The 19,907-nt window shown below is 59.3% G+C and carries 18 protein-coding genes; 3 read left to right on the plus strand and 15 right to left on the minus strand.

Annotated features, from left to right (window positions below; translation table 11 throughout):
• Nucleotides 1-9 precede the first annotated feature (9 nt).
• Nucleotides 10-915: a DMT family transporter gene (locus OSH04_RS10075; RefSeq protein WP_021447235.1), complete on the plus strand. Its 906-nt coding sequence runs from the start codon at nucleotides 10-12 to the stop codon at nucleotides 913-915.
• A gap of 81 nt (nucleotides 916-996) precedes the next feature.
• Here the strand turns inward: OSH04_RS10075 and OSH04_RS10080 are convergent, their stop codons facing one another.
• The 6 genes from OSH04_RS10080 to tssJ are packed head-to-tail and all read right to left on the minus strand — an operon-like array spanning nucleotide 997 to nucleotide 10,107.
• Nucleotides 997-2,637 (minus strand): PEGA domain-containing protein, encoded by a 1,641-nt coding sequence (locus OSH04_RS10080; protein ID WP_266108392.1) that lies wholly within the window; start codon nucleotides 2,635-2,637, stop codon nucleotides 997-999.
• A gap of 8 nt (nucleotides 2,638-2,645) precedes the next feature.
• A complete protein-coding gene (gene tagF / locus OSH04_RS10085; protein ID WP_266108393.1) occupies nucleotides 2,646-3,389 on the minus strand; it encodes a type VI secretion system-associated protein TagF in 744 nt (247 codons plus the stop codon).
• Between the two features lies 1 nt (nucleotide 3,390).
• On the minus strand, nucleotides 3,391-6,990 hold the full coding sequence (tssM, locus tag OSH04_RS10090; protein WP_266108394.1) for a type VI secretion system membrane subunit TssM: 3,600 nt from the start codon (nucleotides 6,988-6,990) through the stop codon (nucleotides 3,391-3,393).
• A complete protein-coding gene (locus OSH04_RS10095; protein ID WP_266108395.1) occupies nucleotides 6,987-8,243 on the minus strand; it encodes a DotU family type VI secretion system protein in 1,257 nt (418 codons plus the stop codon). Before OSH04_RS10095 ends, tssM begins: the two co-directional genes overlap by 4 nt.
• Before the next feature lie 14 nt (nucleotides 8,244-8,257).
• Nucleotides 8,258-9,580, minus strand: coding sequence for a type VI secretion system baseplate subunit TssK (gene tssK / locus OSH04_RS10100; protein WP_266108396.1), 1,323 nt, complete (start codon nucleotides 9,578-9,580; stop codon nucleotides 8,258-8,260).
• Nucleotides 9,581-9,603: 23 nt separating this feature from the next.
• Entirely contained in the window at nucleotides 9,604-10,107 is a 504-nt protein-coding gene (tssJ, locus tag OSH04_RS10105; RefSeq protein WP_266108397.1) for a type VI secretion system lipoprotein TssJ, read from the minus strand.
• A gap of 186 nt (nucleotides 10,108-10,293) precedes the next feature.
• On the opposite strand from tssJ, the gene OSH04_RS10110 reads away from it, so the two are divergent.
• Nucleotides 10,294-10,683: a TssQ family T6SS-associated lipoprotein gene (locus OSH04_RS10110; RefSeq protein WP_266108398.1), complete on the plus strand. Its 390-nt coding sequence runs from the start codon at nucleotides 10,294-10,296 to the stop codon at nucleotides 10,681-10,683.
• The gene (locus tag OSH04_RS10115) at nucleotides 10,680-11,270 is read left to right on the plus strand and encodes an FHA domain-containing protein (RefSeq protein WP_266108399.1); all 591 of its coding nucleotides are present in this window, start codon (nucleotides 10,680-10,682) and stop codon (nucleotides 11,268-11,270) included. Before OSH04_RS10110 ends, OSH04_RS10115 begins: the two co-directional genes overlap by 4 nt.
• A gap of 3 nt (nucleotides 11,271-11,273) precedes the next feature.
• Here the strand turns inward: OSH04_RS10115 and tssG are convergent, their stop codons facing one another.
• The 9 genes from tssG to OSH04_RS10160 all read right to left on the minus strand — a co-directional run bounded on the left by tssG (nucleotide 11,274) and on the right by OSH04_RS10160 (nucleotide 19,903).
• A complete protein-coding gene (gene tssG, locus OSH04_RS10120; RefSeq protein ID WP_266108400.1) occupies nucleotides 11,274-12,317 on the minus strand; it encodes a type VI secretion system baseplate subunit TssG in 1,044 nt (347 codons plus the stop codon).
• Nucleotides 12,314-14,200, minus strand: a complete 1,887-nt coding sequence (tssF, locus tag OSH04_RS10125; protein ID WP_009455539.1) for a type VI secretion system baseplate subunit TssF — start codon at nucleotides 14,198-14,200, stop codon at nucleotides 12,314-12,316. The genes tssG and tssF overlap by 4 nt, the downstream gene beginning before the upstream one ends.
• Nucleotides 14,197-14,739 carry a type VI secretion system baseplate subunit TssE gene (tssE, locus tag OSH04_RS10130; RefSeq protein WP_021447237.1) on the minus strand — a complete coding sequence of 181 codons (543 nt, stop codon included), beginning with the start codon at nucleotides 14,737-14,739 and terminating at the stop codon, nucleotides 14,197-14,199. The genes tssF and tssE overlap by 4 nt, the downstream gene beginning before the upstream one ends.
• A 29-nt stretch (nucleotides 14,740-14,768) precedes the next feature.
• Nucleotides 14,769-15,251: an Hcp family type VI secretion system effector gene (locus tag OSH04_RS10135; RefSeq protein ID WP_035270090.1), complete on the minus strand. Its 483-nt coding sequence runs from the start codon at nucleotides 15,249-15,251 to the stop codon at nucleotides 14,769-14,771.
• Nucleotides 15,252-15,301: 50 nt separating this feature from the next.
• The gene (gene tssC / locus OSH04_RS10140; RefSeq protein ID WP_009455530.1) at nucleotides 15,302-16,795 is read right to left on the minus strand and encodes a type VI secretion system contractile sheath large subunit; all 1,494 of its coding nucleotides are present in this window, start codon (nucleotides 16,793-16,795) and stop codon (nucleotides 15,302-15,304) included.
• 12 nt (nucleotides 16,796-16,807) lie between these two features.
• Complete coding sequence (tssB, locus tag OSH04_RS10145; protein WP_088451872.1) at nucleotides 16,808-17,365, minus strand: type VI secretion system contractile sheath small subunit; 558 nt, start codon at nucleotides 17,363-17,365, stop codon at nucleotides 16,808-16,810.
• A 27-nt stretch (nucleotides 17,366-17,392) separates the two neighbouring features.
• Nucleotides 17,393-18,463, minus strand: coding sequence for a type VI secretion system protein TssA (gene tssA / locus OSH04_RS10150; RefSeq protein WP_266108402.1), 1,071 nt, complete (start codon nucleotides 18,461-18,463; stop codon nucleotides 17,393-17,395).
• Nucleotides 18,464-18,644: 181 nt separating this feature from the next.
• Complete coding sequence (locus tag OSH04_RS10155) at nucleotides 18,645-19,097, minus strand: DUF7832 domain-containing protein (RefSeq protein ID WP_009455524.1); 453 nt, start codon at nucleotides 19,095-19,097, stop codon at nucleotides 18,645-18,647.
• Nucleotides 19,094-19,903, minus strand: a complete 810-nt coding sequence (locus OSH04_RS10160; protein ID WP_026483655.1) for a DUF4150 domain-containing protein — start codon at nucleotides 19,901-19,903, stop codon at nucleotides 19,094-19,096. The genes OSH04_RS10155 and OSH04_RS10160 overlap by 4 nt, the downstream gene beginning before the upstream one ends.
• Between the last annotated feature and the right edge of the window lie 4 nt (nucleotides 19,904-19,907).

Here is a 19,907-nt window from a genome sequence, read left to right on the forward strand (position 1 = left end):
ATGCGGCCCATGCGGACCGCCGCCACCAATCTGACTCCCATGTCCCCCAAAGACTTACGCGATTTATTCCTGCTGGCCGCCATCTGGGGCGGCTCGTTTTTATTTACGCTGCAAGCGGTCCCCGACTTTGGCCCCTTTCCCCTGACCGCCATACGGGTCGGTGTCAGCGCCCTGGCCTTGATGAGCTACATCACCGTCACGGGACGCTTGCCCATCTTTCTGGCGAACTGGAAACCCATCTTTGCGCTGGGCATTCTGAATGCCGCCGTGCCCTTCTCCTTATACGCCTTCGCAGCCTTGCGACTGGAGTCGGGCTTGCTGGCCGTCTTGAATGCCATGGCTCCCTTGTTCGGCGCACTGGTGGCACGAGTCTGGTTGAAAGAGCGCCTGACACCCAGCCGCATTCTGGGCCTGTGTCTGGGCTTCCTGGGCATTCTGATTCTGGTGTACGACAAGCTCAGCTTCAATAAAGGCGCCGAAGGCTGGGCTGTGCTGGCATCTTTGCTGGCCACAGTGTTTTACGGTATTGCCGCCAACTTTACCGCCCGCTATCTGCGCGGCGTGCAGCCACAGGCAGTAGCAGCAGGCAGCATGGTCAGCGCAACATTGGTTCTATTGCCCGCAGCCATTTACTGGTGGCCCGCACAGTTTCCGGGCCTGCATGCCTGGGGGGCTGCGCTGTCCTTATCCTTGCTGTGTACCGCAGTCGCTTACCTGATTTTTTACCGCCTGCTGTCCAATGTCGGCCCCTCCAAAACCATTACGGTGACCTTTTTGGTGCCGCCTTTTGGGGTGTTGTGGGGTGCCTTGCTGCTGGACGAGGCCCTGACCGCGCAGATGCTGATCGGTATGAGTACCGTTCTGTTCGGGACATTGCTGGCTACAGGGCTGATCGGCAAGCGCAAGACGACGTAAGTCAGCTACGCCGCCTTCAAGCGTCTTCGTTCTCGGTTCTCGGTTCTCGGTTCTCGGTTCTCGGTTCTCGGTTCTCGCAGCCTATTTGAACTCGTGACTGACGCTGGCCGTCTTTCCTGAGCGCACTCGAATGGTTGTGCTGAACTCTGGCAATCCCGCATTCTTGACAACAATGCGGTGCGAGCCTGGAGCCAGTGACAAGGACTTCAAAGGCGGGCTGACACCTTGCTTTCGGCCATTCACATAGACCTCCCCCCAAGGCCGTATATCCAGGGCGATTGTGCCCTTGGCAGGTGGCGCAGGCTTGGCAGCGACCGGCTCCAGTTGTTCCACATGATCGACTTGCGCGGAAGGCTCAGAGGAGTCGGTTTGCGTGCTTGCGGCCACCCCTGATGCAGTGGCCGTAGCAGTCCCGATAATTCCCATTGCTCCGGCACTTCCCGCAGCCCCGGTAGTTTCATTAACTCCGGAGGCGCCTGTTATTGCTGCTCCCCCTCCAGCGGCTCCGGCTGTTCCGGCTGTTCCGGCTGTTCCGGCTGTTCCGGCTGTTCCGGCTGTTCCGGCTGTTCCGGCTGTTCCGGCTGTTCCGGCTGTTCCGGCTGTTCCGGCTGTTCCGGCAGCATGATCGGCCAAAACCAGGCGAGCTGCATCATCCGATGTGTTTTGTGTTTGAACTGGCAAAGCAGGCTGCAAAGCTCCCGACTCGACCAGCAGTTTCAACTCCGGTGTTGTCGCGGCTTGCGAGCCCGAAGCCTGGGCTAATTGCTGCCCTGCCACCGAGTCATTTTGTGCACCTGTCGACTGCGACCCAAGCTGATCTGATCCTGCCACCGAAGGCTGCCCCGATTGAGAAGCAGACCCCACCCCTGCACCCAAAGCAGCCACATCATTCGGCTTGGACTCCCCACCCGCCACCAGCCCGCCCTGCAACTCCGACGTAGTTGGTCCCGGCCTTGTTGTGGGCTCTTCAGGCGTGGCGCCCACCACCGCCGGACGATCGGCATCAGACGATGCAACAGCGGGCCCGGAAGTATCGCCATCACCGCTCCAATACGCCGCCCCCAGCCCTGCCAGAACGACTACTGCCAAGCCCGCCAGCCACAATGGCAAGGAAGACCGGCGTTCAGGCGTAATCGGCAGCACAGTTTGCGCAGCGGGAGCATGTGCGGGCACAGGCTCTGGCACTTGCCCCAATCGTTCCAGCCTTCGGTAAGAAGCCATGGACTGAGGCCGCTGCACCCAGTCAAGGGCCAGCCCCTGCAACATGGCCTGCGTCGGACCGTCCGCGTCCTCGTCCATCACCACAGGATCTTTCAACTGCCGCCAAGGGGCGGCCATCAGAGGAAAGCCCGTTGTCAGTTGCCAGCGCAAGGCCGCATAAGCGTAGACATCCGTCCAAGGGCCAGCAGGCCGCACAGGATCATCCACATATTGCTCGGGGGCCGCGCAAGGCTCATCAAAGGCCATACCCTGAGCACGCGCCTGTGCCAGACTGCGCTTGTGCATGTTCTGCTCCAGCGGCAATAACTGAACCAGACCTTCATCACTCAAAACCACCGTATCCAGCCCCAGCACGCCATACCATTCCTGATGCTCATGCAGCTCGGCCAGTTGCAAAGCCAATTGATCCAGAATCACCAGCCGTTGGCCCAGCAGCAAAGAGTCCAGAATCTGCCCCAAAGGGCGACCTTGAATATCCTTGGCAGAGTTTGTACGTTTCATGAAAGGTCTCACCATGGTTGATAGGCGCGGTTTGCTGCATCTGCCGCTGCTGCTGACACGAACAAGCGCCGAAACAGGGCCAGACTTAGCTCGCCACTGTGCGTCACGCTGCACCAGCTAGGATTGTTCATGCCCAGGCACCACCAGTAACTACGGTGGGAGCCGGGCTCCAGACAAGGCTGCAGGACAGCCCACGGGTCTTGTGGCACAGACGGCGCACGAGAGCCATACAAAACATTCAGAATGTCCTGCCCGGCATCACGCTGCTCGGACTGGGCGGCGGCACTCTCCGCCAGCAAACCGGCATAAGGCACGGCACTACACAAAGTCTGATCCAACTGGGTTGCCGCCCAGCAAAATCGCACCCCTTGCTGCAAGGACAGGCCCAATTGCTCAACCATATTGGCCAGTACAGGCAGACGGACACGCCGACATTGCTCGGCATTCAAAGGCACCAAAGCGCACACCAGATACTCGCGCCCAACCCGGTCCTGACTGGGCATGACCGCCCCTGCTTGCACCCCCCCATGCGGCAAGGACATCAGAAATCCCCAGGCATGGACGGGCGAGCTGGGCATATTGGCTCCAGCCGTCTTGCTGGGCGAACGAATCTGGCTGACACCACTGCTGAACCAGCGCTCCCACGGCAACAAAATCGGCTCGGGCATACGTCTGCGCACAAAGTCCCCCATGGCCGGAATCTTGCCGTACCACATCACCTCCGGGCTGGAGTCGAAATCATCCTGGCGCATCTCAATGGCTCCCTGGGCAGCTAAACCCTCTCATCTCCGCCAAACGCCACGGATTCCTGGAGCTATTGGCCACCACATCCACCACAAACTGACGACTCCCCAAAGCAAAAGACAAGCGCTGTGCCCCAGCAGACGCACCCGATACAGGCTGTGCCTTGTCCAGCAATCGCAACAACGCCCAGGCACCTGTCGCCCTCATCCCTGACCCTTCGGATTGTGGCTGTGCCTCCAGACTGACCTGACGGCCCCCACGCGGCCCCGGCCACTGCACGCCCATGGCGACCTGCGGGCCATGGGCATAACGCAGCACCTGGCCATCCACATCCAGCAGCACTTGCGACAGTTCTGCATCCAGCTGAACCGGGGTGAACGCCATATCAATACGCGGTTGATTACTGCCTGCCGGGAAGAACACATCCCGAATCACAGCCGCACGCTGAAACGCATCCAGATAACGGAAGTTGGCCGCCGCCTGCCCATCTATGCCCGGTTTGAAACGCCAGCGCCCACCTGACATATCCACCTGGTGCATCAGATGCTCTTGAAAAAAGGCATCCATCAAGCCACCCGGCGCAAACATGCGGGCAAAATCGTTAGGTGCGACATCCTGCCTGGATTGAGCGGCGAAAGGATAACGCCCCGCAATCGCACTACGGCAAAACTGACCGATAGTGGCGTTTACCAACTGCCCCAAACTGGCTTGAGTCCGCGTCGCGATCTCGGCAGAAGCACCTACCGAAAACTGATCCAGCGCATCACGTAAAGGCCCAGGCAACCGACCTGCCTCTGCCTGCAACTTGGTCAAGACATTGGACTGCGGCGGTGTACCCGCGCTGCGCAGAGCAGCATCCGAGGAGGTCAAAAAAGCATAGAACTCATCCAGCAACTCCAGGGTGCCATCAATAGGCGCTGGTGCCCCGCCACTACTGGAAGCCAGGCGGTGATAAGGCTCGAAGTGCTGATCCACGATGGCCTCTACCTGCTTGGCCTGAGGCTCATTACGACGACTACCCTCCAACCCGACCGGGCCAAACATCTGCTCCAGCGCCTGCCGGGTATCGTCCAGCCGCACTTTGGCTTGTACCCCCAAAGAGGCCCCCTGCTGCGCATCCTCTCGCAACAGACGAGTTTGCAAAGCCACCTGCTGGACCAACTGCTTCAAGGGAGAATCGGCCATGGACAGGGTGCGGGCCAGCTGAATGTTTTCCAGCAAGCTGCCGCCTTGCAACAGGCGCAAGTCAGCCAGATACTCATCCCACACACGCACATAATCCAGCAGATACAGACGACGCAGCTCCTGGCTTGCCGCACGACGCGCCGCCTCGGACTGTCCGGCTCCCGTATCCAGCCCCAGAATCCAGCGATCATCCTCACGCATCTGCTGCAACTCGCTGTCGATGCGTGGCTCAACCACGGTCCAGTAACCCTCGTAGGTGTATAGACCGTCTACCCCTTCGGTTAGCGGTTTACCGCTTTCACGCTTGAACACAGAGGCCGCGTACGGCCCGGCCATGCCTGCAACAGACATGGGCATCAGTCCAGGCGTGGCCGCCAGAATACGGCGCATGCGGCTGTAAGTGCGCTGCTCCAGACTGATACGCGCCAGACGTTCCCGGCTTTGTTCAATCAAGGCTTCATTGCGCGGGAAGGGATTCAAGAGCAAGCCCGCCTGCGTCACTGCACGGACATGGCTCTCCAGCCTGTCGTATTGCGACTGGGTAAAGCCTGCCGGCAAGTCCTGTTTCAAACTACCCAGCAACCACGTCTGTAAATGGGCCGCGTCATAACGTCGCGTGTCGTACAACATCAGATAGGCGCGAAGGGCCTCGTAGCCGTACTCCAGATCCTGCGCCTGCTCGCTACGCAACACGGTTTCGATACGACGCGCCAGCAAGGGGGCCAGCAGTTTTTCTAAGGCGCGTTGATAAACGGTATCGGCGGCGGCCTTCATCTTGTCGCCCTGATACAGGCCCATGCGCCGCTCCAAACCGGGCGCATTCAAGGGAAACTGATCGCTTTGCGGCAGCAACGACAACATATCCAGCAAAGGCAGCAAGCCGACCGCCGGGGTGGTATCCAGCACCTGTGTTTGGTCCGCCTGTTGCTGAGCATGCGGAACACGTCCTTCAACCTGCTCCACATAGCTGCGGTTCAACAGAAAGCTGCGACTCCAGGCCAGCCCCAATAGCAACACACCCACCGCCACCAGACCGTAGACCAGAAAATGACGCAAGCGCACGCGGCGCTCCCAGCGCTCGTCGCGGCCTGCAACACCAGCCTCCTGAAAGATCAGCTCTTTCAGCAGCTGGGTCAGAAAATAGCTGCGGCCCTGACCGGCCACCGGCTGCGCTTGATCCGCCTGCACATCCACTTCCAGATACTCGCGCATGGAGTCCCGCACCTGATCCAGACGCACACCTCCTTGCCGACCACTGGTGAAGTACACGCCGCGCAGCAACAGGGGTGCCTCGAAGCGGGACTGGCTAAACACCTGTTCCAGAAACTCCTCCAGCACCGGCCCCAGGCGAGCAAACTGTTGTGGCAGCAGATAGGCTTCGGCACGCACGCTTTCGTTGGGCTGCTCGGCCATCACGGCCGCCAGACCACGCTCCAGGCGTTGATGCAAGGCTTCGTACTCGCGCCCATAGGTATGCGACAAGGAAAATCCCGCTTCGCGCGAGCTTTCATAAGGCAAGGTGAAGCCCCAAACCTGCTCCAGTTCCTGACGATCACAATGGTCGAAATACTCCTGAAAGCCCTGGAGCAAATCCATTTTGGTGACCAGCACATAGATAGGAAACTGAATCCCCAAACGCTCGCGCAATTCGGCCAGGCGCTGGCGCAAGACCTGCGCATGATCGTGACGTTGCGCGGCCGTGCTGGACAATAAATCCGGCACACTGATGGTCAACAAGGTGCCATTAATCGGCTGCCTGCGGCGATAGCGTTTGAGCAAGCCCAGAAAACCACGCCATTCCTGTTCATCGCCCACCGGATCACTTTCATGTGTAGTGTAGCGGCCTGCCGTATCCAGCAAGACGGCTTCGTCGGTAAACCACCAATCACAATTGCGCGTACCACCCACGCCTCGCAGCGACGTTTTTCCGTAGCGCTCCGACAAGGGAAACTGCAAGCCGGAATTGACCAGCGCTGTGGTTTTACCCGCTCCGGGTGCACCGATGAACACATACCAGGGCAGCTGATACACGTACTGACGCGACAACAAGGAACGCAAACGCCCGCCCATATGCGAACCGAAGCGAATCCGCTTGAGCAATTCGATCGCCTCATCAAACTGGCTTTGCAAAGGATGCGGCGTAGCCGTATTGCTCGATGCTGACGCCTTCTGCGCCGGGCGGCTTAATTGGCCTAGCAACTGCGCGTTCAGGCGACCTTCTCGCCAACTGCGCCACAACAAGCGCAGCAACCAGAACACCACCACCACAGCCATCGCAATCCAGCGTGACAGCTCGGTTTCCAATGGCCGGGTTTGGCCAATCGCCAACAAAGGCCCCAGCAACCAGATCAGCACCAGCAGGGTCAGCACACCCACAAAGGTCCAGACGCTGCGGCTGAAGACCAGACTCAAAAGACGTGTCATTGCCCGGCCTCCTTGCTCAAGGGCACAATCGTGATCTCCACCCGACGGTTCTGTGCCCGACCTTGAGCAGTGCCATTGTCCGCCACAGGCGCAGCATCGGCCCGGCCTTGTGCGCGCACACGCTCAGGCTGACTCAAGCGCTCCTGTAAGACGGCCTTGACCGAGTCGGCACGAGCCTGCGAGAGATGAAAATTGGAAGGAAAGCGCACACTGCGTATGGGGACGTTATCGGTATAGCCATCTACCAGCACCAAGCCCGGCGCGGCTTCCACCGCATCGGCGATACGTGCAATAACGGGAAGCAACGGCGCACGGATCTGGTCAGCTCCTGAATCGAACAGGCCGTCGCCGCGCAGGATAATGACGCTGCGATCGGCCTGATCTCGCACGGTCAGCAGACCCTCGGCCACCTCGGGGGCCAGCAGCTCTGCCAAGGCCAAAGGTGCTGGCGGTGCGACGCCACCAGACGGCGGCTGGCCCTGTGTCTGCAAGGCCGGCAGGCGCAAAGCCACAATGTCCTCGAAAGCCCGATCAGACTGCCGGTTCAACAACAGACTGGTACCCAGATACATCAACAAGCACAGCAGCAAGGCCACACAAACGGCCACCCAGATAGGCACAGGTAAAGGCTTGCCAACTTTCTGCGCCGGGTTGTCGCGCCAATGCGGGGACAGAGCGGCTGGCACCGTCTGTCCATACTGGCGCAAGCTCATGTACAGTCGTTGGCGCACGGTTTCCAGCTGGCTGGCGCCCTGCTCATGCACGCGATAGCGGCCTTGAAAACCTAAAGCCAGGCAGAAATACATCAGCTCCAGCAGCTGCAAATGCGCCGCCGGGCTTTGCATCAACTTGTCCAGAAGCTGAAAGAACTTCTCCCCGCCCCAGGTTTCATTATGAAAAGTGACCAGCAAGGTGTGCGAGGACCAGACTCCGGCTTGCCCCCAAGGGGTTAGCGCGGCCGCTTCATCCAAGGTCGTGCACAGGCAATAACGAGCCGCCAAAATGGTTTCATTGGCCACGGGCACGGCCTGGGCGCGCAATTCAAATTGACGGATTTCAGCGACCAGCTTGGCACGCAGACCTGCCGGGTCTGCATGTCGGGCGCTGCGGCGTATATCGGACACCATCACCAGCAAAGGGTTGGCGGCCTCCAACAGGGGATTGGCCCCCTGCGGAACAAAGCGCGGCGCATCCGCCCGCGATCGGCGCTCGTCCGGGACCGGGCCGTTACTCCAGGAAACTGTCTCATTCATAGCCATGCTCCGGATCAGCGGCGTATCGCCCAAAACTCAAGTTGCAGGCCAGGAAAGTCTCCGGCCAAATGCAGGGCTAATGCGCCGTTCTGCTCCAGCTGACGCCACAGCTCGCCGCCTTTTTCCAGCTCGAAGTAGGTGAATCCTGCGTGATACGGCAAGGCTCGTGGCGCGACAGACAAAGGCTGCAAACCGATGCCCGGCAATTGCAGATGCACCAGATCGCGGATGCGTTCTACCGGCCCCAATTTCACCTGTGCCGCAAAATGCTGCCGCACGGTTTGGGCGGGCAAATCGGCCTGCACGGCCAACACAAAACCCGCCTGCCGCAAGAGCGCACGATCCGCAATCTGGGCCAGACGTACGCCCTGCCCCTTGTCCTCCAGCGCAATCGACACTGCCTGCTGTTCCAGGACCACGGACAAGGCACGGCGCAACTCCAACATCAGCGGCAAGAAGGTCTGGGCCAGATCGTCATGCTGATAGGAAGGCCAGATCAGCGGCTGACGCCCGTCCTGGGTGTAGGTAGCCAAAGCACCATGCAATTCCATCCAGGCCTGATACAGCTCGCCAGGATGTACGTGTACGCGCTGCTCCATGGCCCACAAGGCAGCCCGATAGCGATTGACCAGCTCCAGCATCATGAAGTCGGCCACATCGCCCTGCCCGCGCCCTCCCGGCCCCAGGCGTTCTGCCAGAGCTTGGGCACGGGCCTGCAGTAAAGCCTGCACATCCGCGCTTAGAGCACTTAGCCGGGCATGGGCCTGAATGGACAAGATAGGGGGAATGAAATCCGGGTCCAACACCAGCGAGCGGTCGGGTCTGCGCTCCAGAATGCGGGCCACGGGCATGGCAACACTGTCTTCATACACCTCGGATTCGGGCAGCAAAACAGGCTGCAAACGCCCCAGTTGCGACAGGCACGGTTCAGGTGACAAACCACTGCTGTCATACAAATCCTGCTCGCTGACCACATAACGCGAACGACGCGAGCTGTGCCCATCAAACTGAATCTCTGCCCGCCCGGCCTGACGACGAGGTAGCACCAGCATCAGACGCTCGGGACGCACCACTTCAGGGGCTGTCCAGGCCACAATCTGCATCGCTCCCGGCCGGCAATCAAAGGGCGTGCCATCCGGCAGCAAGCCGCGCGCTTCGCGTAAGGCGACACTGCCCATACTCAGGGCCTGTTCGTCCAGACTCAAGGTTTCAAAGCCCCAGCAGAACGGCTGCGTAGCCCGCCTTCCGGCGTGGGCATAGTGCTCCAGATAGCGCTCCATCTGCTGAAAATGCTGAGGCCGTAAAAACAGCCCTTCGGTCCAAATGACTTTATCCATTGAAATAATCCGTTCCACGCCCATCAATCAACGACATGAATGGCGTTCTTGCGTAATTGCAGACTGACCTGGACGGCGTCCGGGGCCGACTGCCAGAACTTGTAGATATTGGTGGTGCGCGACTCGGGCAGCGGCAAGAGGACACGCCACACACTGGCATCCAGCTCGCGATACCCTACGACCACGCCAACAGCAGTGGCTTGCAAATCGCCTGGCCTTTTGAAGGTATGAGTCTGGCCGGGGCGCAGCACGATCTGCTCCACATTGAGCAGATCCGCCTGCAAGGCTTGTTGCGGGTCAGACTGCAAGGCAAAGAAGTCCCGGGCTTCAAAGGTGCTGCCCGAGCGCAGCTCGAACACAAACACCTGTACCGGGGAGGGCCGACCCGTGGCATCCGGGTTGAGCTGCTCATCCGCAGTCAGAACAATCTCGTAGGGCACGGCCATGCGACTGGAGGTGGACGCACACGAGGCCAGCAAACCCAGCATCAGCAGCGAACACAAACGAAGCAATCGGCGAACGGTCACGATGTCTCCTTGAATGGCAATGCGCCCCATCTAAAAGCATGAATGCGACAACTTTGTTAAGGACACGGGGTGTTTCGGTGCTTACCCTTGCGCAACAACTCTTACAAAACCGTCCGCGTCATGTCATGTGGCTGTCTTTTTCCTTTCCTAGTCTTGAGGGCAAGTACAACTTTTCTTTTTCCTGCCATGTATTTACCTGCCCGCCTGATCGTTCCGGCCCTGGCCGTTTTACTGACAGCCTGCGCCCAAACCCAGCACAAACCAGTGGCTGTTTTCAGCCCGGCTGCCGAAGCTGAACTGGAGCAAATACGCTCTGCCTTCAATGAAGGCGACTACAGCACCGTGATCCGGCAAGTGGGCCGCTCCAGCACCCTTCCCGCTGCCGCGCCCAATCAATACAGCGAAGCCTTGAAACTGCAGGCCTTCAGCTTTTGCGTACGCGACTACACTTTTTTGTGTGAAGAGCGTTTCAAGCAGGCACGGGCTGTAGACCCTGGCTTTACCCTGGCCCAGGCCGAGCGCGGTCACCCCACCTGGGGCCCGGTGTATGAAAAAGTGGCAGGAGCACAGCCATGAGCACAGCTGTAGATTGGCGTTTGCAAGCAGAGTCCGGCGGAGCCCCGCGCCCTGTTCCTGAACCCGGTCTGGTCTGCGGTTCCTGGACTCAGGCTGATCTGGTTTTGCCCGATAACAATCAGACGCCGCCCGTGCTGTCTTACCTGCGTCGCCAGCACGATGTGCTGACGATTCAACGAGCCAGCTCAGACGGCCAGGTCGCCGTGAATGGCATCGAATTGGCACTGGCACAGGTCAAGACCTTGCAGAATGGGGATCGCCTGACCTTGGGGGAAATGCACTACCGGGTGGAATCGGGAGTCAGCCCCGTCACACAGGATGAAACGCCTTTGGCAGCTGCGCCGGCGGCCGATCCTTTCGCAGATCTGCATGTTCCCGGCATGGTCCCGGTCGGTGGTCCCGTGCCTGCGCCCTCGGACAAGCATCCCTTCGATACAGCAGCCAAACCAGCCAGTTCACCCAGCACCGACAGCACCATTCCGGCAGCCAGTTGGCAGCCAGAGTTGGGCCACGCCCCGGAGTGGGTTAGCACCTTGTCCGACAAGGAAAACGAGTTCGATCTTTTGCAGGGAATGCGTCAGGCCTAGGCCTTAGCTGCGCGGATCTTGCCAATCTGGACGGCTGTCCAGAAACAGGCACAGATCCGCTCTGTCCTGCGTGCCGGGCGAGCCCAGCCAGGTTTCCTGACCCAGGCCCAAGCCCGCCCCCAAACCCAGATCAGGCTGTTCGCTGGCTTGCAGCACCAGTTGCAACTGAACCGACCACTCCAAGCCCAGATACAAAGCCAGGCAATAGCGCAATTGCCGCCAGGCCGGACGACCTGGCAAGAAGCGGCCATAGTCCTGCCGACTCAAAGGGCCAATCCGTATTCGTATGGTTTGCTGCACGTCCAGAATACGTGCACCCAGAACGGAATTTTTCCCTAGCCCCGAACAACTGCGACCCAGGCTGATCTGAGTTTGATCATCCAGCGGCACCCAAACCGGCACGTTCTGCTGAATGCTGACGGGCAGTTGGAAATAGCTGGCTAGAAGCGATTGCAAAGCAGGCGCGCTACGGGTTTGAGACGCCAGCGCGGGTGCCTGAAAATGGACCGCATGGTCGCTCATGGGAGCCGATTCGCTCGGGCTCCCGACTCCGACCAAGCTGGCCAGCCAGCGCGTAAAACCATCCTGATCATGTTCCAGGTCACAGACCGCTTGCGCTTGTGCCCAGGCTCTGAAAAACAGTAAAAACAGACGGTGATGAAACTGGTCCAGAAAGGCCACACCAGCGCGGTCACCAAAGTTGCGACTACGCTGAAAAAAGTACTCCGTCATGTGCAGCGGCAAAGGGCCATTGGGCCCCCACAAACCAAAACCCTGCACATCCAGATACAGTTGTTCATCGTCCCAACGAGCGGTTTGCACACTGGAGGCCGCAAAAGCCAAACTAGGCGGCTGACCTACCCGCACATTTTCTTGGCGAGGCGTAGGCGCGGTTCCCAAACGGGGCTGGCCCTGGGCGGCTTGCAAGGCATCGACGGCCCGCAAAACCCGAAACAGATCATGGCCATAAGGCCATTGCTGAATGATCCGGCCCAGCTCTTCCAAAGAAGCCTGAGGCTTTAGCTGCTCCTGCTCGGCCCGGTTCACAGCACTGCCCGCGTACCTGCTTGCGGTCCCCAGGCACCTAGCTCCACCCCTGTCTCGGAACGAAACTGGGTAGACACAAAACTGTTCAGGCTGACATGACGGGCCAGATAACGACTGAGCACGGCGGCCAGAACAAAGGGACGGCCACCAGGAAAACCGCTTTGGTCCAGCGTGACCTCAAAATGCACGCCACGCGCCATCACCAAGGGTCCTGGCACCGGCATGGCCCTCTGCACAGGCCGCGCCTGCACCGCCACAATGGAAGCCAACTGACGCAAGGCACCGGCATCCGCGCTGTCCACATGCGGGGCCAGCAAGGCACGCCAGCGACCTGCAGCCTGCTTAGGGTCGGACTGGGCCACACCCAACTGGGCCAGACTCATCTGTGAAATCAAATCCCAGGCCTGACGACCGCCGGTTGACGCAGGTCGAGGACGGGTCAAACCACCCAATAAACTGACACCGGCTACGGGCGCCGAGACTTGCAGGCTGAAGTCAGACTCGGGCGAGCGCGGCAGCAACAAGGGCAAATCACGGTTGCTGCACCAGGCCGTAACACTGATCTGATTCATGCCAAAAAACTCGGACTGCTCGTGCTGATTCACCAGCGATAAATACACTTCGCTACCACCATAACTGCTGCGGCCACCCCAGCGTTTCTGGGTATCAGACACGACACGCGGTTCGCGTCGCACAGTGTAGTAACTGCCATAGCGTCCTGCATCCTGCGCCGTGCTGGCATACAAGGGTCGAAACAGCACATCGTCTGTTCCCTGCCGGCCATGTCCTTGCACTTGCTCCATCAAGCAAACTTCAAAGTCCATGGGACGCGTTCTGTCCATGACCACATGATGATCTGTTGCCTGAGGGCGCAAGGCCATGCGTTCACTGCGTCGACGAAATAAATTCACGACAGGCGTGCAATACAAACGCACATGGCCAGGGCCAACGCGTGCCGCCAGATCGGGCCAAGCCTGCTTAAGGACAATATGCAGGCTCCAGCGTCGACTTTTTCGCTCCTGCGCACGTCCTCTGGCGATAGCTGCTTGCAGACCACGCAGCCGTACAAAAGCAAAACGGCCCGGCAAGGCGAAATACTCCCGCAGCAAGCGATGGCCGGAGAACTCGTGAGACACCATGGGCAAGATGGCTTGATCATCTTCCAGGCCATCGTGTGTCAGACAATCAGACGTAGCCAGAAATTGTGGGGCCTCGTCCTCCATTTGGATGAACACCCCCAACGCCTGCCGAAGCAAGGCATCCAGCAGCAAGCTGCTGTCAGATTCCGGGCCGTCCAGATGCAGGCTAAGCTCATCCAGAGCCAGCTCCTCCAGTGTCAAACCGCCATGCACCGTGAAGTCCAGTTTCAAGGCCGAACGAGCTTGCGCGGCCTGCCGGCTACCTAAAGCCGCCAGGGGCAGATCAGCTGCTACATCGCCTAAACGTACCTGCGACAAGCTCATGGGCCACAAGTCCACGGCATGGCAAGTAGAAAACTCGCAGGCGGTTTGTTCTCCGGCTGGAATACGGGAGCGCAAGGCGGTGTGGCGCGGCATGGTAAAGCCTTTGGCCAGAGCACCTTCGCTCATGCTGGGACGAAACTGCACCAGTCCCATACTGGGGGTGGGCATCAACCAGGAAGGTTGAATCACATCCAGCAATTGCTGGCTTAGACGGGGGAATTCCGCGTCCATCTTCATCTGAATGCGAGCCGTCAGAAAGCTGAATCCTTCCAGCAGACGCTCGACATAGGGGTCAGCCACCGCCGTATCGTGCACACCCAGACGGGCCGCCACTTTGGGGTAGGCTTGCGCAAATTCGGCTCCTAGCTCGCGCAGGTAAGCCAATTCACGGTTGTAGTAATGCAGCAGCTCCGGATTCATCCCGACGCGTAACTCTCTTCAAGGTCCAACTGCCCGCTTTCCAGATCAATACTGGTGCGCAGCAAGAATTCCTGCGGATACGGCTCGCACCAGACATGGCCCTGAATACGCAAGCTCAAGACGTTATGCAAATCGCGCTGAGCCCTGTGATCCAGACAATGCACTTGTAAGGTATCGGGCAAAATGCGAGGCTCGAAATGCAGGATGGCGGTACGCAGCGCTTCTTCCACATCCAGCCACTCCACCTCGCTCATGGTCTTGCCCGCCAGCGGGCTCATGCCGTAATTCAGGCAGGAGCGGCGCACATGAGCCAAGGCCTGCATCAAGGGGGTGGCCCCCTGATTGGGCGTGTTGAGCAAATGGCCCAGATCGCGCAATACCGCCTGACGCATCTGGTACTGGCTCATGGGCTGAGGAGGCTCCCAGGTTTGATCGGGCCGCTCGTCGGTCAGCCTGTCGAGCAGACAAGGTTGCAAGCGATCCGCCTGACCGCGCATCAGCGCGGCCCCGCGGCGTCCCGGTAAGCGAAAGCGGTCCATAGCGGCCCTGCCTGAAAACCCAAGCCCGATCAGGCTTCTTTGTTTTGCTTGATGTCCCAGGCCACCAGCGTTTCAGCACCTTTGCTGCCGCGGTCGGACTGTTCCCAGTACTGCTGTTTGACGCGTGCGGCCTGGAAGGAGTAATTGACCATTACGCTTTCCACATCGCGCTCGGCATTGAGCTGAACTGAAGTCACCAGCACTTCTTCCAGGGTGATTTTGGAGTATTCCACCTGCTCGCCACCGGCCTTGCACACCGACAGCTCCACCTTGCCCAGGTGCTTGCCGCTAGCGCAGTGCTTCATCACGGCAGGCGCAGCCTTGTCGATGCGGGCGACCACATGCAGATCGTTGAAATTGGCCTTGCCCTGGCCACCGCCACCGCCCGAGCTCATGCTGCCCGGTTGCGAGGCACCCCACGAAAAGGACTGGATATCGGTCCAATCCTTGTGGTTGGAGTCTTTGGATTCGCCATTGGCGCCTTCAATTTTCATGAACATATCAACAGACACGCTTTTCTCCTTGGAGGTCGAATAAGGCCATCAAAAGGCCAGGGTGGGAATCAGTTCTGCTCGCCTTTGAGCGAAGGCAAACGGGACACCAGGCGCAGGGAAACCGTCAGGCCTTCCAGCTGGTAGTGCGGACGCAAGAAGAACTTGGCAGCGTAATAACCGGGGTTGTCCGGCACTTCCTGCACCGAGACTTCGGCGGCGGCCAGCGGCTTGCGTGCCTTGGTTTCCTGCGAAGAGTTGGTCGGGTCGCCGTCCACGTAATTCATGATCCAGCTGTTCAGCCAACGCTCCATATCGTCGCGCTCGCGAAAGGAACCGATCTTGTCGCGCACAATGCACTTCAGGTAATGCGCGAAACGGCAGCAGGCAAACAGATACGGCAAGCGCGCAGCCAAACGGGCATTGGCGGTAGCGTCTGCGTCGTAGTACTCCTGGGGCTTCTGCAAGGACTGAGCACCGATAAAAGCCGCAAAATCGGAGTTTTTGCGGTGTACCAAGGGCATGAATCCGTTCTTGGCCAGCTCGGCCTCGCGGCGGTCGCTGATGGCAATTTCCGTGGGGCATTTGATGTCCACACCACCATCGTCCGTGGGGAAGGTATGGCAAGGCAGGTTCTCGACCGCACCGCCCGACTCCACTCCGCGAATTGCCGTGCACCAGCCAAAATGCTTGAAGGATCGGTTGATATTCACCGCCATGGCGTAGGCCGAGTTGGCCCAGGTGTAGCGGTCATGGCTGGCTCCGTCGGTGTCTTCCTCGAAGTCGAACTCATCAACCGGGTTGGTACGTGCGCCATAGGGCAAGCGCGCCAGAAAACGCGGCATGGCCAGGCCCAGATAACGGGCATCATCAGATTCGCGCAGGCTTTGCCAGGCGGCGTACTCGGTATTGGAAAAAATCTTGGTCAGATCACGCGGATTGGCCAACTCCTGCCAGGATTCCATCTGCATCACGGACGGCGCAGCACCGGCGATAAAGGGGCTATGCGCGGCAGCGCCGATACGAGCCAGCTCACCCAGCATTTCCACATCAGGCGGGCTGTGGTCGAAGTGATAATCCCCCACCAGGCAACCAAAGGGTTCGCCACCAAACTGGCCGTATTCCTGTTCGTACACTTTCTTGAACAAGGGGCTTTGATCCCAAGCCACGCCTTTGTAGCGCTTCAGGTTGCGCGCCAATTCCTTCTTGGTGGCAGGCATCACACGGATACGCAGCAGCTCATCAGTTTCGGTATTGCTGACCAGATGGTGCAGGCCACGCCATGCTCCTTCCAGGCGCTGAAATTCGGGGTGATGCAGGATGTGATTGATCTGCTCGGTCATCTTCTGATCGATCTGGGCAATCACTGCCTGAATGGTTTGATAAGCGTCGTCGCTCAAGGTCACGGACTGGTCCAACGCCTGCTCGGCCAGCGTGGTGACGGCAAATTCAACCGCCTGCTGGGCCTGCTCGGTTTTGGGACGAAACTCCTGCTGCAACAGACTGGACAGTTCATCCAGTTGGGCCGTATCGCGAGTGGCGGTCAAGGTCTGGGTGGAAGTCATGGGGCGGGCTCCTTATGCTTTGGGCTCGTTGTCCTGATCGGACTGAGACTCGTCCATCGTCAGGGCCTGGGGCGGGCGGCCAGCCAGGGCGCGCAAGAGTTCGGGCTGCTGCAGGAGACGGGACAAGAGTTCTTCCGCCCCGCTTTTGCCATCCATATAAGTCAGCAAATTCGCCAGCTGTGTACGAGCTTCCAGCAGGCGGGCCAGAGGTTCGATCTGACGGGCCAGTTCAGCCGGGGAAAAGCTGTCCATGGAGTCAAAAGACACTTCCACACCCAGCACGCCATCGCCCTTCAGGCTGTTGGGAACCTGCATGTTCAGCTTGGGTGCGATGGACTTCATGCGGTCATCGAAGTTGTCCACGTCGATTTCCATAAACTTGCGCTCGCCCAGCTCCGGCTGGCTCTCCGTGTTGTGCCCGGCCAGATCCGCCAGCACACCCATCACGAAAGGCAGTTGCACACGATGCTCGGCGCCGTACAGTTCAACGTCGTACTCAATTTGCACACGCGGAGCCCGATTGCGCCCAAGGAATTTCTGGCCGCTGCCAGAATTGGATTTCACAGACATCAGGTCTTCTCCAGTTGATTTATGGAATTAAGAAGCGGCTGTCGCCACTTCGGATCGAGGCATGAAAACCTGGATCTGATCCCAGGCACCGGGAGCCAGGTCACGAATCAGCTCGTGAAAACCCATGGGCACCAGTTGCTGGGCACGACGCAGCAGCAAAGGGGCAGGATGGCTGGGTTCGTGCTGTTCGAAATACGCCACCAGCTTGTCCAGCAACAACACCACCTCTTCGCGGGATGAAACATGCAGGTTTTGCCAACTCGCCAAGCCCATCACCGGGGCGGCCTGATTGGCAGGCTGTGGCGACACAGGGTTGGTGGGGTGGCTTGCCTGCACAGGCTCGGGAGCGGAAGGAGCAGAGAGTGAGGTTGCTGCGTCCAGCACTGCGCAGGCGGCTTCCACGGTGTCCCAGGCCCCGTCCAGACGCACGGACCATTCGGCATCCAGATGGTGATGCACCAAGGCCTCCAGCTCCTGGCGGAACTGGCGCAAACGGTTCAAGGCCACTGTCTGACTTTGGCCCGCCGCAAAGGCACGGCGCAGTTCTTCGACCAGTCGATCCCGACCGGGCAGGCCAGTATCTTTCTGACTGCCATCCAGCACGTGGCCGACTTCACGTAAATTCAGCTGACGATGCCCCAGGCTGACTACGGGAGCTTCACGCATCAGGCGGCCCAGACCATCAATGGCCGACAGCCCGGCCAACGCATTGACGCGCGGTAATGGGTCCAGCTCACCCTCCTCGTGCAGACGCGGGTGAGCGTGCTCCCAGCCTTGTTGCAGGGCGCTGAGCAGCCAGTCGCACACTTCCACCAAAGCGGGCAGCCCACCTGTCTGCAAACGCGCCTGGGCCAGCACCACCAGCAAGCGAATATCTGCCGAGCGGTCCAGCAAATCCTGCACCAGGCGCACGATGCGCGTCCAGTCCGGCACCTGGGCCGGAATGATGGTTTGGCCAAACTGCTGCTCGCCCTGTACTTGCAAAGCCTGCATCAAGGCCAGAAAGTCTGCCTCGTATTCCAGGTTCTCGCCGTAGTGGGCGTTTTCGGGAGCCAAAATCCAGGCTGGCTGCCACTGCTCCTGTATTCCTTCGACCATAGCTGTCGTCTCGGATAACTGATCACGGAGCCAGTCTAGGAACTGAAGGTGACACCTTTTTGACGAAAATTTTTCCTTACTTATTTTGCAAAATGGATGTATTTACGCTCTTTTTGAAGCAAATAAAGAAAAAGCGCTACCCGCAGGCAGCGCTTTTCAAAGGAAAAAAATTGGCGAGAAGCTAGTCGTCCAACCCCTGCTCCTGTCGCCAGTGCTGGTAGCGTTGCTCCAGAACCGGCCGCAAGGTTTCGTAGCTGTCCCAATCGTCAGGCACGTGATAGATGGATGGCAAAACCTCGTCGTCCAGCGTATCCACGTAATCATCCAGATACAGCTCGTCGTAGTAAAAATCGCTAAAGGCTTTGCCCTGCTCGGACATGTCTTCGCTGACCAGCACATCGTCGCAACACTCTTGCAGCAGTTGCGAGCCTTTGATCATGTGATCACGGCACTGGCGCACCTCGTTGGGGTAGCGGTCCATAAAAGCATTGGCCAGCAGGCCTTTTTCCACCAGCCAGGCCAGATACATGCCGATGTGCGTGCGACCACCTTGCGGGCCCAGATCAGAGGGGTAGTCCCCGCCCACATGCCAGTCCACAGCGTCATATTTAACGGGATCAGTGTGCGTTTTCAATGTCGAACCTCCGTAGGTATGCGTATGTTCTTGGGAAGTGGCTGCTTGGGTGCATTCTTGCCAATCAACTCTGCGCCCTTGCTCTCCATTGCCTTGTCCTTGGCCTTCTGGGTTGCGGAGCGGCGCGCTCCCCCGCTCTTGACTTCGACCGCCCGGATTTTGCCCGTGTTCTTGTCCTTGATCAGTATATCGATCACACGGCGGGTCAATGGTGTTTTCGCAGACACCTGCGTGCCCATGACCTCGTGGCCTTCCTGCTTCAGCTCGGCCTCGACCTCGCGCTCTCGCTGCGCACCCCGACGCCGGTTGCGTTTAAGCTGCGCCCGCTTGGCTTCACGTGCTGCCGCTTTACGCGCCGCCTCCGGCCCGCTGCCCGACACGCCCTTGCCGCCTTTACCGGCGCCACCCCCGGCTCCACCGCCACCTAGCAACAGCACTTTGAACTGGCTGGGCACTACCCGCATGCCCACCGTATTCACCGTGTTCTGCATGCTCAAGCTAGTCAGACGGGTCGCCGGGATTCCCTTCCACAGCACATTAGGCACACAGGTAATGGAGCGCGAACGCGACATCACGGTTTGCGAGATCAAGCCCAAAGCCACACCCGGATTGTCACCATTACTCAAGGGTATCGTTGTGAGCAAGTTATGGGCAGGCCCACCCTGCAACAGGATGTTCCAGGCATTGGGAATACCCATCAGGCCCGTCGCAAAATTCGGGTAAGGAATCGGCAACAGAGCCGGTGGTGTCTTGCAGATGTCGGGAAAGGCAATATCCATGCCGCCCCGTTGGCAATTGGCAAACATCAGG

The organism is Alcaligenes nematophilus, from assembly GCF_026344155.1.
Classification (GTDB): Bacteria; Pseudomonadota; Gammaproteobacteria; order Burkholderiales; family Burkholderiaceae_B; genus Alcaligenes; species Alcaligenes phenolicus.

What these genes read in the sequence shown, in the direction of transcription:
- OSH04_RS10075 (WP_021447235.1), top strand. Translation starts at nt 10, where the DNA reads ATGCGGACCGCCGCCACCAATCTGACTCCCATGTCCCCCAAAGACTTA.
- OSH04_RS10080 (WP_266108392.1), bottom strand. Translation starts at nt 2,637, where the DNA reads ATGAAACGTACAAACTCTGCCAAGGATATTCAAGGTCGCCCTTTGGGG.
- tagF (WP_266108393.1), bottom strand. Translation starts at nt 3,389, where the DNA reads ATGCGCCAGGATGATTTCGACTCCAGCCCGGAGGTGATGTGGTACGGC.
- tssM (WP_266108394.1), bottom strand. Translation starts at nt 6,990, where the DNA reads ATGACACGTCTTTTGAGTCTGGTCTTCAGCCGCAGCGTCTGGACCTTT.
- OSH04_RS10095 (WP_266108395.1), bottom strand. Translation starts at nt 8,243, where the DNA reads ATGAATGAGACAGTTTCCTGGAGTAACGGCCCGGTCCCGGACGAGCGC.
- tssK (WP_266108396.1), bottom strand. Translation starts at nt 9,580, where the DNA reads ATGGATAAAGTCATTTGGACCGAAGGGCTGTTTTTACGGCCTCAGCAT.
- OSH04_RS10110 (WP_266108398.1), top strand. Translation starts at nt 10,294, where the DNA reads ATGTATTTACCTGCCCGCCTGATCGTTCCGGCCCTGGCCGTTTTACTG.
- OSH04_RS10115 (WP_266108399.1), top strand. Translation starts at nt 10,680, where the DNA reads ATGAGCACAGCTGTAGATTGGCGTTTGCAAGCAGAGTCCGGCGGAGCC.
- tssF (WP_009455539.1), bottom strand. Translation starts at nt 14,200, where the DNA reads ATGAATCCGGAGCTGCTGCATTACTACAACCGTGAATTGGCTTACCTG.
- tssE (WP_021447237.1), bottom strand. Translation starts at nt 14,739, where the DNA reads ATGGACCGCTTTCGCTTACCGGGACGCCGCGGGGCCGCGCTGATGCGC.
- tssC (WP_009455530.1), bottom strand. Translation starts at nt 16,795, where the DNA reads ATGACTTCCACCCAGACCTTGACCGCCACTCGCGATACGGCCCAACTG.
- tssB (WP_088451872.1), bottom strand. Translation starts at nt 17,365, where the DNA reads ATGTCTGTGAAATCCAATTCTGGCAGCGGCCAGAAATTCCTTGGGCGC.
- tssA (WP_266108402.1), bottom strand. Translation starts at nt 18,463, where the DNA reads ATGGTCGAAGGAATACAGGAGCAGTGGCAGCCAGCCTGGATTTTGGCT.
- OSH04_RS10160 (WP_026483655.1), bottom strand. Translation starts at nt 19,903, where the DNA reads ATGTTTGCCAATTGCCAACGGGGCGGCATGGATATTGCCTTTCCCGAC.